Below are 14,652 nucleotides of genomic sequence, written 5' to 3'. Positions count from 1 at the left end.
GTATATCCAGCCCTCATCACTTGCGCAAGTGTTTTCGCGAAATATTTTATGCGGCGCCTTCGGACGGCTTCTTGCCGAGCTCGACGCCGAGCTGCTTGAGCTTGCGATAGAGGTGCGTGCGCTCGAGGCCCGTCTTCTCCGCGACGCGCGTCATGCTGCCGTTCTCGCGCGCGAGGTGATATTCGAAGTACGCGCGCTCGAATGCGTCGCGCGCTTCGCGCAACGGGATGTCGAACGGAATCGCGGCCGTCTGGCCCGCGAGGCCGAGCGCCGTGACCATGTCGTCGCCGAGCGTCGGCAGCGCGGCCGCGGACGCGACGGCCGCCGGCCCCGATGCTTGCCCGATACCGGCTTTCGCCGCCGCGTTGACGGACACCGGTGCCGCGCCGCGCGCGAGACCGTGCTCGACGGACTTCAGCAGCTTCTGCAGCGCGATCGGCTTCTCGAGGAAATCGAGCGCGCCGATCTTCGTCGCCTCGACGGCCGTGTCGATCGTCGCGTGCCCGGACATCATGATCACGGGCATCGTCAACAGGCCCTGCGCCGCCCATTCCTTGAGCAGCGTGACGCCGTCGGTATCGGGCATCCAGATATCGAGCAGCACGAGATCGGGCGCCTGATTCAGGCGGTATTCCCGCGCGGCCTGCGCGTTCTCCGCCGCCTCGACGACATGTCCTTCATCGCTGAGGATCTCCGAGAGCAATTCCCGGATGCCCATTTCATCATCTACCACCAGGATGGTTGCCATTTACGCTGCCTTTGTCTGCACACTTGCTTTTGTCTTGGCGGGAGCCGTCCCGCCCTGCGCGCCGGATTCGGCGCCTGGCGTATCGCTCGCCATCTGCAGGAACAGGATCGACACCTGCGCACCCTCGACGGTCTCGCCGTGCATGCGATTGCGCAGATCGATCCGCGCACCGTGCTCGTCGACGATTTTCTTGACCGTGGCCAGCCCGAGCCCCGTGCCCTTCGCCTTCGTCGTCACGTACGGCTCGAACGCACGGGTCAGGATGCGTGCCGGAAAACCGGGCCCGTTGTCGGACACGGTAAGACGTACCGCGACGCGCGTTTTGCCCTCGGCGTCGGGATCGCCATATTCTACTGTCTTGGTTTCGATCAACACACGCGGATGCGCGACTTCCGCGACCGAATCCTGCGCGTTCTGCAGCAGGTTGTGAATCACCTGGCGCAGTTGCGTCGCGTCGCCGCGAATCACCGGCAGCGATGGCGCGAGTTCGGCGACGATCGCGCTCTTGCCTTCGCCGACACCATACAGCCCGAGCACCTCGCTCGCCAGTTCGTTCAGTTGCAGGTTCGCGAGCACCGCCGGCGGCGTGCGCGCATATTCGCGGAAGTCGTCGACCATCCGCTTCATCGCGGCCACCTGGTTGACGATCATCGTCGCGCCGCGCTTGAGCACGTCCGCATCGGGCGGTGCGAGCTTGTCGGACAGCTTCATCTGCAGCCGCTCGGCCGACAGCTGGATCGGCGTCAGCGGGTTCTTGATCTCGTGCGCGAGGCGTCGCGCGACCTCGCCCCATGCGACCGAACGCTGCGCGGAAATCACGTCGGAGATGTCGTCGAACACGACGACGTAGCCGGACGTCTGCGGATCGTCGGCCTCGCCCTCGACCGTCGACACGAGTCGCGTGCCGCGCACGAGCAAGGTCAGCGGATCGGCTTCGCCCGGCACCTCGATCGCGAACTGCTGCTGCCAGTGACCGCGATCGCCGCTGCCGCCGTCCGAAGCGGCTTCGCGATCGGCGAACGCCTTGCGCACCATCGCACCGAATTCCGCGACGACGCCGATCCGGTCGAGCGCCGTGCCGATCATCGAGCTGAACGGCTGCCGGAAGATCCGCTCGGCGCCGCGGTTGGCCGTCGTCAGCCGGAACTGGCGATCGAGCACGAACACGCCGGCCGTCAGGTTCGCGAGGATGCTTTCGAGATACGTCTTCGAATGCTCGAGCGCGATGCGGTTCTTCTCGACCGCCTGCCGAGCCTCGGACAACTGGCGCGTCATCGCATTGAACGACTGAGTGAGGAAGCCGAGTTCGTCGCGCGACTTGATCTCGCGCTTCGGCGTGTAGTCGCCTTCCGTCACCTCCTTCGTGCCCTGCGCGAGCAGGAACAGCGGCCGCGCGAGCTGCTGGCCGAGCGCGAGCGCGAGCATCATCGCGATGAAGGTCGCGAGGAACAGCGCGAGCGTCAGCGTGCCGATGTACATCTTGCGCAGCCCGGTGCGGCCGAGCGATTTTTCCTGATATTCGCGATACGCGCGCTGCACCGCGTCGGCGTTGTGCGCAAGCGTGGGCGGCACCGGCTGCGTGAGCTGCAGGAATCGCTCCGCCGGTTGCAGCAGCGACGTCGTCGCATCGGGAATCGGCCGCACGACGCGCAGCCGCAGCGCGCCCTTCGCGCCGTGCGCGCGCGGGTCGCCGTCGACCTCGCCCTCGATCGCCGCATACGCGCCGTGTTCGCGCGCCTGACTCAGCATCAGCGGCGTCGGCAGGTCGTCCGGAATCAGCGCGGCGAAATTGCCCGACGCCTGCGCGACGATGTGCAGCTCGGGCGCCGCGCCGGAGCCGCCGCGGCTCGGCTCGACGATCGTCGCATCCTGCACGCCGAACTGGTCGCGCAGGCGCAGGAGCGTGAGCGTCGTGCCGTTCGTGTTCGCATCGACGCTCGCGAGCTGGTCCGACATCAGCCGCGCCTTCGTCTGCAGGTCGGACAGCGACGCGTCGAGCATCCCGCGGCCGAGGTTCAGGCCGGCCGTCAGCGCGGTCTCGACGTTCACGTCGAACCACGACTCGATACTGCGCGACACGAACTGATACGACACGATGTAGATGATCCCGCCCGGCACCACGCCGACGAGCGCGAAGAACACCGCGAGCTTCGCGAGCAGCCGCGTGCCGAACTTGCCCTTCCTCAGGCGCACGACGATCATCCCGATCAGACCGAGCACCACCAGCAGGAACACGAGCGCGACGATGATGTTCATCGCGTACAGCCACGAGTAGTAGCGGTCGAAGAATTCGGTGTTCGCGCTCGCGGCCGCGAGCAGCACGAGCAGCAGCAGCGCCGTGAGCGCGACGGTCGAGACGATCACGCGAACGAGGAGGCTCTTCCCGCTGGCCGCGCGGCGCACTTTATTTAGCACGTTCGGTCACCGTGAAAGTGAAGCGCTTCCAGTCCGACCCGAGCGTCCAGTCGCGGTTGTTCACCGCGTCGACCTGGAACGGCTTCGGCATCAGCGCCGTATCGAGCTGCATCCGCACCGAGGCGGTGTAGGTTTCGCCGGCGCGCACCTGGTTGCGGTCGATCACGTGCCACGACGTGATGTGCCGGACGACCGCGAGCGCGTCCTTCAGCGACGGGAAGCCGAGTTGCAGCCCGCCCGTCGACACGCGGTACTCGCGCGTGAGCGGCTGGAACGACAGGCGGATCGTCTGCGACACCGACACCGGCTGCTCGTCGAACCAGTACCAGCGCGCGCGGCCCAGTTCGAAGTCGGTCGTGAAGTAAAGCGGGATGCCCTTGTTGACCGCATCCTCGAGGTTCGGATTCAGCTCGAAATCGAAGCGGGCATCGAGGCTCCAGCCGCTTCCGTCAGCCTGCAGCGATGCGCGCTGCACGGCGATCGACTCGGCGCGCGCCTGCCGAACGACAGTCAGGCACAGCGTCAACGCGACCAGCAGGACGGCCGCGAGCCGAAGTGGAAAAAGGTGTTTGATCGTCACCGTTTCTGAAACCGCGCGTAGAAAAATCCGTCGTGATCGGTGTTCTGGTCGAGTGTGCCGGCCGCCCCGCCGTGCACGCCGCCCGGCAGCAGTTGGCCGGGCGCGTCCAATCGTACCGCATCTTCACAGGCCGCTTCAAACCAGCGAGCCTGCAACTCACCTTCCTCGGGGAAGATCGAACAGGTCACGTAGAGCAGTTCGCCGCCCGGCTTCACGAGCGGCCACAACGCCGTCAGGATGCGGCGCTGCTCCGCGACGAGCGCGGCGATGTCGGCTTCGCGACGCAGCCAGCGAATATCGGGATGACGGCGCACGATGCCGGACGCCGAGCACGGCACGTCGGCCAGGATGCGGTCGAACGGCCGGCCGTCGTACCACGCGTCCGGCGCGCCCGCATCGCCGACGCGCACGTCCGCCGTGAGCGACAGGCGCGCGAGGTTCTCGCCGATGCGCGCCGCGCGGGTCGCGTCGCTTTCGAGCGCAACGACTTCGGCGTCGGCCAGTTCGAGGATATGCCCGGTCTTGCCGCCCGGTGCCGCGCACGCGTCGAGCACGCGCATGCCGTCGCGCGCACCGAGCCATTCGGCCGCGAGCTGCGCACCGGCATCCTGCACCGACACGACGCCGTCGGCGAAGCCCGGAATGCGGTCGACCGGTAGCGCCGACGCGAGCCGCACCGCATGGCGGCCGATCGCGGTCGCGTCGATTCCGCTCGCGCGCAGCGTGTCGAGATACGCATCGACGGTCGCGCGGCGCGCGTTCACGCGCAGCGTCAGAGGCCCCTGGCGCTCGCCGGCCGCAAGAATCGCCTGCCAGGCGTCCGGCCACGCACGCTTCACCGCATCGACCCACCAGGTGCGGTAATTCCAGCGTGCGACGGGATCATCCTGCATCGCCGCGACGAGCGCGTCGCGCTCACGCTGGAAACGCCGCAGCACAGCGTTGACCAGCCCCTTCGCGAACGCAAATTCGCGCCGTGAGCCGATCACGGTCACGGCCTGGTCGACGATCGTGAATGCCGGATATGCGGCCGCTTCCTCCGGATCGAGCAGCAGCGCGAGCGCACCGGCGAGCACCGCATGCACATGCGCGGGCGGCGCCTTGCTGACGAGCCGGCCGATCAGCCAGTCCGCACTGCCGAGACGACGCATCGTCCGGTACGCGACGTCCTGCGTCGCGCCGCGCGCCAGCGCCTGCGCGCCGGCCGGCATCTGCGCGAACACCGCGGCCAGTGCCGCCGGCAGCGCGGTGCCGCGCCGGACCGCATCGACGGCCTGCGCGGCCGCGTCGAGTGCGAAGCCCAGCGAATCGGGCGCGAGATGCAGCGCGGACAGGCGCGCGGCGCGGCCGGAGGAAGACTGAGCAGAGAAGCGGGTTCGTGTCATCGGAGCAAAATCGGCAAACGGGCGCCGCGAGCGGCGGGAACCCTGCGGCCGCGTGGCCGCCGCGATTCCAAACCGCGCATTGTAGCGTGAGGTCATGCGTCCCCTTTACGGGGCGCACAAATGAAACACCCCGCAGCGCAGGGCATGCGGGGTGACGTGTCGAGCGCGACGCGGCTTAGTCGAAGCGGCCGGTACGCGCCATCTCCATCAGACGCGCGATGCGCTCCTCGGTCGCCGGGTGCGTGGAGAACAGATTCTGCAGACCACCGCCGTGAAGCGGGTTCATGATCATCATCTGCGCGGTGGCCGGATGCGCTTCGGCCGCCTGGAACGGGATGCCGGCCGCATAGCGATGGATCTTGTCGAGCGCGGTGGCGAGCGACTGCGGATCGCCGGAGATCTGCGCGCCGCCGCGGTCGGCCTCGAACTCCCGCGCGCGCGAGATCGCCATCTGGATCAGCGCACCGGCGATCGGTGCGAGCAATGCGACCGCGATCCCCGCGATCGGGTTGGCCGGACGGCCGTTTTCGTCGCGACCGCCGAAGAACATCGCGAAGTTGGCCAGCGCCGAAATCGCGCCTGCCATCGTCGCGGTGATCGTCGAAATCAGGATGTCGCGATGCTTCACGTGCGCGAGCTCATGCGCCATCACGCCGCGCATCTCGCGCTCGGACAGCACACGCAGGATGCCCGTCGTCGCGGCGACCGCCGCGTGCTCGGGGTTGCGGCCCGTGGCGAACGCGTTCGGCGCGTCCTCGTTGATCAGGTAGACGCGCGGCATCGGCAGGTTCGCGCGCGTGGCGAGTTCGCGCACCATCCGGTAGAACTGCGGCGCCGTGTTCTCGTCGACTTCCTGCGCGTTGTACATGCGCAGCACCATCTTGTCGGAGAACCAGTACGAGAAGAAATTCATGCCGACCGCGAACAGCAGCGCGATCGTCATGCCGCGCGAGCCGCCGATCATGCCGCCGATCACGATGAACAGGGCCGTGATCGCGGCCATCAGCATCGCCGTTTTGACCCAATTGAACATACCCACTCCTTATCCGTCAGGGGACCCCGCCGCACATCACGATGCACGGCGGAAAATTGTAAGTGATTTGTTAGATAAGGTCTTGCCGGAAAAATTCAATTTCAGCGTTGCGTCGCCGCGAGCCGCAGCCCGAGGCCGACGAAGGCGCTGCCCACCGTGCGGTCAAGCCACTTCCTGACGCCCGGCTTGCCGGAAAAGCGCTGCGTGACGCTGCCCGCGACCCACGCGACGATGCAGGTCCAGACCGTGCTCATCGCGACGAACACCGAACCGAGCGCCAGGAACGCCAGCGCCTTGTGCGGGCTGTCGGCCGACACGAACTGCGGGAAGAACGACACGAAGAACAGCACGACCTTCGGGTTCAGCACGTTGGTCCAGAAACCCTGCATGAACAGCTGTCGCAGCGGCCGCGCCGCCGTGGCCCGCGCCGCCTCGGCGCCTGCCGGCGCGGCGGCCTGCTTCGCGAGGATCATGCGCACGCCGAGGTAAATCAGGTAAGCGGCACCGACCAGCTTGATCACCGTGAACGCGGCGGCCGACGCCGCGAGCAGCGCGGTCAGACCGAACGCACACGCAAGCGCATGCACGCAGCAGCCGGCGGAGATGCCGAGCGCGGACATCAGCCCCGCGCCACGGCCCTGCGCGACGCTGCGGCCGACGATGTACGCCGTATCGGGGCCGGGCGTGACGTTCAACAGAAAAACCGCGAACACGAAAAAGCCGAAATGGGTGATGCCAAGCATGAGAACCTCGAAACCGGAAAGCGCAGGGAAATTCTACGCGCGCCTGCCGCGCCGCGCGACTCGGCCATTCGGCCGATTGCGCATGATCGGCATGTCGGGTCGAATGACGCTCAGAGCCCGTCGGGCAACGCGAAGCGCTGGCCCGCGGCGAGCGGCGAGCCGGCCAGGAATTCGCGCGCGGGCAGCCGCTTGCCGCCCGGCTTCTGCAGTTGCGTGACGCGCAGCGCGCCGCCATCGCCGCATGCGACGACGACGCCTTCCGGCGCAGCCTCGACGATCGTGCCGGGCGCCGTGTCGACAAGCGCGCCGCGCGCCGCCACCGGCTCGGCCGCCCACAGCTTGATTGCCGCGCCGTCGAGCATCGCGACGCCGCCCGGGAACGGGTCGAACGCGCGCACCTGGCGCGCGAGCACGTCGGCCGGCTTGCGCCAGTCGAGCGCCGCTTCGTGCTTGCCGATCTTTTCCGCGTAGGTCACGCCGTCGGCCGGCTGCGGAGTGGCGGGCAGCGCGCCGTCGCGCTCGAGCCGCACCAGCGCGTCGACGATCAGGCGCGCACCGTCGGCGGCCAGCCGGTCGTGAAGCGTCGCGGTCGTATCGTCGGGCGCGATCGCGAGGCGCGCTTCCTCGATCATCGCGCCGGTGTCGAGGCCGACGTCCATCTGCATCAGCGTGACGCCCGTCTCGGCGTCACCGGCTTCGATCGCGCGATGGATCGGCGCGGCGCCGCGCCAGCGCGGCAGCAGCGACGCGTGGATGTTGATGCAGCCGGCGCGCGGAATGTCGAGCACTTCCTGCGGCAGCAGCAGGCCGTATGCGGCGACCACCATCACGTCGTGCGGTGTCGCGCGCAGCAGCTCGATCGCGTCGGCCGCTTCCTCCGGGTATTTGCCCGCGCGGCGCAGCGACGTCGGCTGCGCGACGGGCATCCCGTGCTCGACGGCATAGCGCTTCACGGCGCTCGCCTGCAGTTTCATCCCGCGCCCGGCGGGGCGGTCGGGCTGGGTGAGCACGAGCGGCACGGGGAAACCGGCCTCGTGGATCGCGGCGAGTGCGGCCGCGGCGAATTCCGGCGTGCCGGCAAAAATCACGCGCAACGTATGGGTCATGACAGCGTTCGGGATCGGGCTGGGCAAACGCGCGTCACATCGCGCGTTCGAGTTTCTTCATCTTCGTCTTGATACGGGTCTGCTTCAGCGGCGACAGGTATTCGACGAACACGCGACCCATCAGGTGATCCATCTCGTGCTGCACGCACACGGCGAGAAGGCCCTCGCAGTCGAGCTCGAAGATTTCGCCCTGCTCGTTGAGCGCACGCACACGCACGTGGTCGGGACGCTCGACTTCGTCGTAGATCCCGGGCACCGACAGGCAGCCCTCCTCGTAGATCTGTTTCACGTCGCTCGACCAGATGATCTCGGGGTTGATGAACGCGCGCAGCTCGTTCTTCTCCTCGGAGACGTCGATCACGATCACGCGCTCGTGCACGTCGACCTGCGTCGCCGCGAGGCCGATGCCCGGCGCGGCGTACATGGTTTCGGCCATGTCGGCGACGAGCTTGCGGATCCGGTCGTCGACCTTGTCGACGGGCTTGGCGACCTTGTGCAGCCGCTTGTCGGGGTAATGAAGAATGTTCAGCAAAGCCATGGTGTTCGGTATTCGGTGGAGCGGCGCGCCGCATCGGCCATCCGGCCGGCTGGCGCCGCCGCCGGGATGCAATGAAGATGAGGCGGACGCGCGGCATGTCAATGCCGCGGGTCTGCCTCCTGCAATTGGCCGGACGCTCGTGCGCGCGGCCCTGTCGAGTATTTCGGATGATGAAAATTTTATCATGGCGCCACGCTGTTCGCTGGCCGTCGCATTCGAGGGGAACCTCATGTCGCCGCAAGCGCTGACGACCTCCGCGTTGCGTGCGTGGCTGCAGCTCGCGCATGCACCGGGACTCCCGCCCGCCGTGCTGCGTGCGCTGCTCGATGCATTCGGCTCGCCGACGGCGCTGCTGCGCGCATCCGACCAGGCCATCGGTGCGGCGAGCAGCGCCGCCGCCGCGCGGGCGGTGCGCACCAGCCAGCGGAACGACCTCGACGCCCGCACCGACGCCGCACTGGCATGGCTCGACGCACCGGGCAACGCGCTCGTCACGCTCAACGATCCCGTCTATCCGCCGCGGCTGCGCGACCTGCACGATCCGCCACCGCTGCTATATGTAAAGGGCAGGCTCGACTTGCTGCATGCGCGCGGGCTCGCCGTGGTCGGCAGCCGACATGCGACGCCGCAGGGGCTCGCGGACGCCACACGCTTCTCGCATGCGCTGTCCGATGCGGGCCTCGTGATCGTCTCCGGTCTCGCGCTCGGCATCGACGGCGCCGCACATCGCGGCGGGCTCGACGGCCGCGCCGGCACGGTCGCGGTGATCGCGACGGGCGCCGATCTCGTCTATCCGGCTCGGCACCGCCCCCTTGCGCACGAAATTGCCGCACGCGGCGCGATCGTTTCCGAATGGCCGCTCGGCACACCCGCGCGGGCGGCGCATTTCCCGCAGCGCAACCGGCTGATCGCTGCGCTCGCGCTCGGCGCGCTCGTCGTCGAAGCCGCGCCGCGCTCCGGCTCGCTGATCACCGCGCGGCTCGCGAACGAGCTGGGCCGCGACGTGTTCGCGATGCCGGGCTCGATCCACGCGCCGCTCGCGCAGGGCTGCCACGCGCTGATCCGCGACGGCGCGAAGCTCACCACGACGCCGCTCGACGTGCTCGAGGAATACGGGTTGGGCGAACCGGCTGTTCACGCCGGCCGCGCGGAGAATTCGCGTTCGCGCCGCGATAACAGTGGAACAACTGACACTGCCGCGCGGTGCGCGGGCGAGCACGTCGAGAAAGCCGGTTCCGCCATTCCGGTCGCCACGCCCGCCGCGAACGACGGCACGCCAACCGACAACCCGGCCGAACAGTCCGTGCTCGCCGCACTGGGATACGGCCCCGTTACTTACGAGTGGCTTGCCGAGCACACCGGTCTGTCCGACGACGCGCTGCACCGCGCGCTACTCGGGCTCGAACTGGCCGGCCGCGTGGCGAGCATGCCCGGCGGACGCTTCGCGCGGCTTGACGCAACGCCCACCCCGCCCGCGTCCGGCGTGCTACAGTCCCCCGCATAGAGGCGGCCGTGCCGCCGACGCAACCCCGAGGAATTCCATGCCCGCGCTGAATCTCGACACCGATGCCGATCGGATCGCCGAGCGCCTCGCCGATCCCGACACGCTGCTGGTCGCCTGCCTGTGCGCCGAATGGTGCGGCACCTGCCGTGACTACCGAACGGCCTTCGACCAGCTCGCCGACGCCCATCCCGACGCCTGCTTCGCGTGGATCGACGTCGAAACCCATGCCGACCGGCTCGACGATCTCGACGTCGAGAATTTTCCGACGATCCTGATCGAGGACGCGAACACCGCGCGCTTTTTCGGCACGGTGCTGCCGCACGCGGCGATCGTCGAACGGATGCTGTCCGACCTGAGCGCCGTGCCCGGCGCGCCGCACGCACCGAAATTGCGCAACATCCTGAATGTCGAGGCGTAAGCCGCGCACTGGCCCGGCAGCTTTTCGCGCCGTTGCGCGTGCCGCCGCGCCGGGCGCTTGCCGCCGTTGCGGCCCCCCACTATGATGAGCCGCTTTTTGCACGCCGCGCCGCCGTCGCCGCGGCGTGTGCTATAAAGCCGTCGTAAAAGGGACCCACGCCGGCGAACCCGGTCTACCAACACACATCTGTCATGTCCAAAGCACTGATCATTGCGGAAAAGCCTTCTGTCGCGAACGACATCGCGCGCGCTTTGGGCGGCTTTACCAAGCATGACGAATACTTCGAGAGCGACGAATTCGTCCTGTCGTCCGCGGTCGGCCACCTGCTGGAAATCGCCGCCCCGGAAGAGTACGAGGTCAAGCGCGGGAAATGGAGCTTCGCTCATCTGCCCGTCATCCCCCCGCATTTCGACCTGAACCCGATCGCAAAAAGCGAGTCGCGCCTGAAAGTCCTGACCAAGCTCATGAAGCGCAAGGACGTCGACCGCCTGATCAACGCATGTGACGCGGGGCGCGAGGGCGAGCTGATTTTCCGCCTGATCGTGCAGCACGCGAAGGCGAAACAGCCGGTCCAGCGCCTCTGGCTGCAGTCGATGACGCCGCAGGCGATCCGCGACGGTTTCGCGCATCTGCGCAGCGACACGGACATGCAGCCGCTCGCCGACGCCGCACGCTGCCGCTCGGAAGCCGACTGGCTCGTCGGGATCAACGGCACGCGGGCGATGACCGCGTTCAACAGCAAGGGCGGCGGCTTCTTCCTGACGACCGTCGGCCGCGTTCAGACGCCAACGTTGTCGATCGTCGTCGAACGTGAAGAGAAAATCCGCCGTTTCATCCCGCGCGACTACTGGGAAGTGAAGGCCGAGTTCGCGTGCGCGGGCGGATTCTACGAAGGCAAGTGGTTCGACCCGAAATTCAAGCGCGACGAATTCGATCCTGAAAAGCGCGACTCCCGCCTGTGGAGCCTGCCGGCCGCCGAAACGATCGTCGCCGCGTGCCGCGACCAGGTCGGCACGGTGTCCGAGGAATCGAAGCCGTCGACCCAGCTGTCGCCGCTGCTGTTCGACCTGACGAGCCTGCAGCGCGAAGCGAACAGCCGCTTCGGCTTCTCCGCGAAGAACACGCTCGGTCTCGCGCAGGCGCTGTATGAAAAGCACAAGGTGCTGACCTACCCGCGTACCGACGCGCGCGCGCTGCCGGAAGACTACCTCTCGACGGTGCAGTCCACGCTCGAGATGCTCAAGGAGAGCCACAACTACCTGCCGCACGCGAAGCAGGTGCTCGACAAGGGCTGGGTGAAGCCGAACAAGCGGATCTTCGACAACTCGAAGATCAGCGACCACTTTGCAATCATCCCGACGCTGCAGGCGCCGAAGTCGCTGTCCGAGCCGGAGCAGAAGCTGTACGACATGGTCGTGAAGCGCTTCCTCGCGGTGTTCTTCCCGGCGGCCGAATTCCGCGTCACGACGCGGATCACCGAAGTCGCCGGTCATCACTTCAAGACCGAAGGCAAGGTGCTCGTCGAGCCGGGCTGGCTGCAGGTGTACGGCCGCGACGCCGAAGGCGCGGACGCGAACCTCGTGCCGGTGCAGAAGGACGAGAAGGTGAAGACGGACGAGATCGCCGCGGTCGCGCTCGTGACGAAGCCGCCCGCACGCTACTCGGAAGCGACGCTGCTGTCGGCGATGGAAGGCGCGGGCAAGCTCGTCGAGGACGACGAGCTGCGCGAGGCGATGGCCGCGAAGGGCCTCGGCACGCCGGCGACGCGCGCGGCGATCATCGAAGGCCTGCTCGGCGAGAAATATCTCGTGCGCGAAGGCCGCGAACTGATCCCGACCGCGAAGGCATTCCAGCTGATGACGCTGCTGCGCGGGCTCGGCGTGAAGGAGCTGACCGCGCCCGAGCTCACCGGCGAATGGGAATACAAGCTGTCGCAGATGGAGCGCGGCAACCTCGGGCGCGACGCGTTCATGCAGGAAATCGCCCGCATGACGCAGCAGATCGTCAAGCGCGCGAAGGAATACGATTCCGACACGATCCCCGGCGATTACGCGACGCTCGAGACGCCATGCCCGAACTGCGGCGGCCAGGTGAAGGAAAACTACCGCCGCTTCGCGTGCACGAAGTGCGAGTTCTCGATCTCGAAGATTCCGGGTAGCCGGCAGTTCGAGATCGCGGAAGTCGAGGAGCTGCTGCAGCAGAAGACGATCGGTCCGCTGTCCGGCTTCCGCAGCAAGATGGGCCGTCCGTTCTCGGCGATCCTGAAGCTCTCGTTCGACGACGAGACGAAGAACTACAAGCTCGAGTTCGACTTCGGCCAGGACCAGGGCGGTGAGGAAGGCGAGGCGCCCGACTTCTCCGCGCAGGAACCGGTCGGCGCGTGCCCGAAGTGCAAGGGCCGCGTGTTCGAGCACGGGATGAGCTATGTGTGCGAGCACTCGGTCGCGAATCCGAAAACCTGCGACTTCCGTTCGGGCAAGGTGATCCTGCAGCAGGAAATCACGCGCGAGCAGATGGCGAAGCTGCTGGCCGACGGCCGCACGGATCTGCTACCGAACTTCAAGTCGTCGCGCACGGGGCGCAACTTCAAGGCCTTCCTCGTGAAGCAGCCGGACGGCAAGATCGGTTTCGAGTTCGAGAAGAAGGAGCCGAAGGCTGCCGCCGCGAAGAAGACGGCAAAATCGGCGACGAAGGACGCCGAAACCGTCACGGAAGGCGCCGACGAGAAGCCGGCACCGGCTCGCAAGACCGCCGCCCGCAAGACGACGGCGCGCAAGACCGGCTCGTAATGCTCCGGCTGCCGGGGGCTCCCCCGGCGCGTCGCACGTCGGACGCACGGCCATGCAAGCAGCGATAAAAAAACGCGGATCGATCGCTCGATCCGCGTTTTTTCTTGATGCTGGCCGTGTCGGTGCGCGACCGCCGCGACGTTACAGCGGCGACGGCACCGCGACCCGCGCGCGCGGCGAACGCGCGAGGCGCGGCTGCAGGTTCGGGCCGGTCGATTCGGGCGGCTCGGCACGCGTCTCGACGCCGATCGGCGCAGGCGCAGCACCCTGTGCGGCCCACTGTTCGCCCATCGTCGCGTCGGTCGAGTGGCTGAAATACTCGACGAGGTGGTCGATGAACGTGCGCACCTTCGCAGGCAGATGGCGCCGGCTCGGATATGCGATGTTGATCTCGACCTGCGGCAGCCGGAAATCCGGCAGCAGCCGCACCAGCGCACCGCGCGCGATGTCGCTGCCGATCAGGTAGCTCGGCAGGATCGCGACACCCATCCCGAGCAGCGCGAACTGGCGCAGCATCGCGGTGTTGTTCGCGACGATCACGTTGGTCGGGCGCACGCGCACTTCGCCGTCCGGCCCCGTGAACACGCGCTCGTCGCCCCAGTATTCGGTCGGCAAGCTCAGCGCCGGGTGTTCGGCGAGATGTTCCGGGTGGGTCGGCACGCCGTGCTTTTCCAGGTAGCTCGGCGTCGCGCACACGGTCATGCAGCCCGTGGTCAGCCGACGCGTGACGATGCTCGCGCTGCGCATCTGACGCGTGACGACGATGCCGACGTCGAAACCTTCCTCGACGAGATCGACCTGGCGATCGACCAGCGTCAGATCCGGCACCACTTTCGGGAAATTCTCGGTGTACGACTGCAGGACGGGCGCAAGGTTGTGCAGGCCGAACACGACCGGCGCGACGATGCGCAGCGTGCCGACCGGCTCGTGATTGCGCGCGACGACCATCTGTTCGACATCCTCGAGCTCATCGAGAATCTGGCGCGCCCGCTCCAGGTAGACCTGGCCCGACTCCGTCAGCGAAAGGCTGCGCGTGGTGCGGTTCAGCAGACGCGTGCCGAGCCGGCCTTCCAGATCGGCGACGTGACGCGTCGCGACCGCGTTGGAGATATCCATTGCACTCGCGGCCCGCGCGAAACTGCCGAGATCCGCAACCTTGACGAACACGCGCATCGACTGCAAATGATCCATAAACGACTCCTGCCGCTGTTACAACTTCAAAAAGTTGAAGCATATGCGTAATTCTCCTACGACAGCGGAAATGATGCAGAGTTGCTCAACAAGGCCTGCGTTGACGATAAAAATAGTCAAAAATCCTCACTCATCGCGAATGGATGATCCAATTATTCTGATTGAAGCAACAATTGGGTGAACCTCGTCCGGTAAGCGGCCG

The 14,652-nt window shown here is 67.1% G+C and carries 12 protein-coding genes; 3 read left to right on the top strand and 9 right to left on the bottom strand.

Features of this window, described 5'->3' with window-relative positions; translation table 11 throughout:
* Positions 1-46 precede the first annotated feature (46 nt).
* From esaR to def, 8 genes are all read right to left on the bottom strand, one after another.
* Entirely contained in the window at positions 47-748 is a 702-nt protein-coding gene (esaR, locus tag WS46_RS23410) for a response regulator transcription factor EsaR (protein ID WP_059534925.1), read from the bottom strand.
* Complete coding sequence (gene esaS / locus WS46_RS23405) at positions 749-3,163, bottom strand: sensor histidine kinase EsaS (protein ID WP_059534923.1); 2,415 nt, start codon at positions 3,161-3,163, stop codon at positions 749-751.
* Positions 3,153-3,743, bottom strand: coding sequence for a DUF4390 domain-containing protein (locus tag WS46_RS23400; protein ID WP_059535132.1), 591 nt, complete (start codon positions 3,741-3,743; stop codon positions 3,153-3,155). Before WS46_RS23400 ends, esaS begins: the two co-directional genes overlap by 11 nt.
* Positions 3,740-5,128 (bottom strand): 16S rRNA (cytosine(967)-C(5))-methyltransferase RsmB, encoded by a 1,389-nt coding sequence (gene rsmB / locus WS46_RS23395; RefSeq protein ID WP_059691920.1) that lies wholly within the window; start codon positions 5,126-5,128, stop codon positions 3,740-3,742. The genes WS46_RS23400 and rsmB overlap by 4 nt, the downstream gene beginning before the upstream one ends.
* 175 nt (positions 5,129-5,303) lie before the next feature.
* Positions 5,304-6,161, bottom strand: a complete 858-nt coding sequence (gene htpX, locus WS46_RS23390; protein ID WP_059691976.1) for a zinc metalloprotease HtpX — start codon at positions 6,159-6,161, stop codon at positions 5,304-5,306.
* 101 nt (positions 6,162-6,262) lie between these two features.
* A complete protein-coding gene (locus WS46_RS23385; protein ID WP_059691919.1) occupies positions 6,263-6,904 on the bottom strand; it encodes a LysE family translocator in 642 nt (213 codons plus the stop codon).
* 110 nt (positions 6,905-7,014) lie between these two features.
* The gene (fmt, locus tag WS46_RS23380) at positions 7,015-8,010 is read right to left on the bottom strand and encodes a methionyl-tRNA formyltransferase (RefSeq protein WP_059691918.1); all 996 of its coding nucleotides are present in this window, start codon (positions 8,008-8,010) and stop codon (positions 7,015-7,017) included.
* Positions 8,011-8,044: 34 nt separating this feature from the next.
* Entirely contained in the window at positions 8,045-8,548 is a 504-nt protein-coding gene (gene def / locus WS46_RS23375; protein ID WP_059691917.1) for a peptide deformylase, read from the bottom strand.
* A 184-nt stretch (positions 8,549-8,732) separates the two neighbouring features.
* Between def and dprA the strand changes: the two genes are divergently transcribed.
* The 3 genes from dprA (at position 8,733) to WS46_RS23360 (ending at position 13,259) form a co-directional block, all read left to right on the top strand.
* Positions 8,733-10,052, top strand: coding sequence for a DNA-processing protein DprA (dprA, locus tag WS46_RS23370; RefSeq protein ID WP_059691916.1), 1,320 nt, complete (start codon positions 8,733-8,735; stop codon positions 10,050-10,052).
* Positions 10,053-10,089: 37 nt separating this feature from the next.
* Positions 10,090-10,470 (top strand): thioredoxin family protein, encoded by a 381-nt coding sequence (locus WS46_RS23365; protein ID WP_059534911.1) that lies wholly within the window; start codon positions 10,090-10,092, stop codon positions 10,468-10,470.
* 191 nt (positions 10,471-10,661) lie between these two features.
* Positions 10,662-13,259 (top strand): DNA topoisomerase III, encoded by a 2,598-nt coding sequence (locus tag WS46_RS23360; RefSeq protein ID WP_059691915.1) that lies wholly within the window; start codon positions 10,662-10,664, stop codon positions 13,257-13,259.
* A gap of 141 nt (positions 13,260-13,400) precedes the next feature.
* Here the strand turns inward: WS46_RS23360 and WS46_RS23355 are convergent, their stop codons facing one another.
* Complete coding sequence (locus WS46_RS23355) at positions 13,401-14,450, bottom strand: LysR family transcriptional regulator (RefSeq protein WP_059534907.1); 1,050 nt, start codon at positions 14,448-14,450, stop codon at positions 13,401-13,403.
* Between the last annotated feature and the right edge of the window lie 202 nt (positions 14,451-14,652).

The sequence above is a fragment of the Burkholderia sp. RF4-BP95 genome (genome assembly GCF_001521985.1).
In the GTDB taxonomy this organism is placed as follows: domain Bacteria; phylum Pseudomonadota; class Gammaproteobacteria; order Burkholderiales; family Burkholderiaceae; genus Burkholderia; species Burkholderia diffusa.
The sequence above is the reverse complement of the archived record's forward strand: the minus strand, read 5'-3'. Positions and strand labels throughout refer to the sequence as shown.

What these genes read in the sequence shown, in the direction of transcription:
- esaR (WP_059534925.1), bottom strand. Translation starts at nt 748, where the DNA reads ATGGCAACCATCCTGGTGGTAGATGATGAAATGGGCATCCGGGAATTG.
- rsmB (WP_059691920.1), bottom strand. Translation starts at nt 5,128, where the DNA reads ATGACACGAACCCGCTTCTCTGCTCAGTCTTCCTCCGGCCGCGCCGCG.
- htpX (WP_059691976.1), bottom strand. Translation starts at nt 6,161, where the DNA reads ATGTTCAATTGGGTCAAAACGGCGATGCTGATGGCCGCGATCACGGCC.
- WS46_RS23360 (WP_059691915.1), top strand. Translation starts at nt 10,662, where the DNA reads ATGTCCAAAGCACTGATCATTGCGGAAAAGCCTTCTGTCGCGAACGAC.
- fmt (WP_059691918.1), bottom strand. Translation starts at nt 8,010, where the DNA reads ATGACCCATACGTTGCGCGTGATTTTTGCCGGCACGCCGGAATTCGCC.
- WS46_RS23365 (WP_059534911.1), top strand. Translation starts at nt 10,090, where the DNA reads ATGCCCGCGCTGAATCTCGACACCGATGCCGATCGGATCGCCGAGCGC.
- WS46_RS23355 (WP_059534907.1), bottom strand. Translation starts at nt 14,450, where the DNA reads ATGGATCATTTGCAGTCGATGCGCGTGTTCGTCAAGGTTGCGGATCTC.
- def (WP_059691917.1), bottom strand. Translation starts at nt 8,548, where the DNA reads ATGGCTTTGCTGAACATTCTTCATTACCCCGACAAGCGGCTGCACAAG.
- dprA (WP_059691916.1), top strand. Translation starts at nt 8,733, where the DNA reads ATGGCGCCACGCTGTTCGCTGGCCGTCGCATTCGAGGGGAACCTCATG.
- WS46_RS23385 (WP_059691919.1), bottom strand. Translation starts at nt 6,904, where the DNA reads ATGCTTGGCATCACCCATTTCGGCTTTTTCGTGTTCGCGGTTTTTCTG.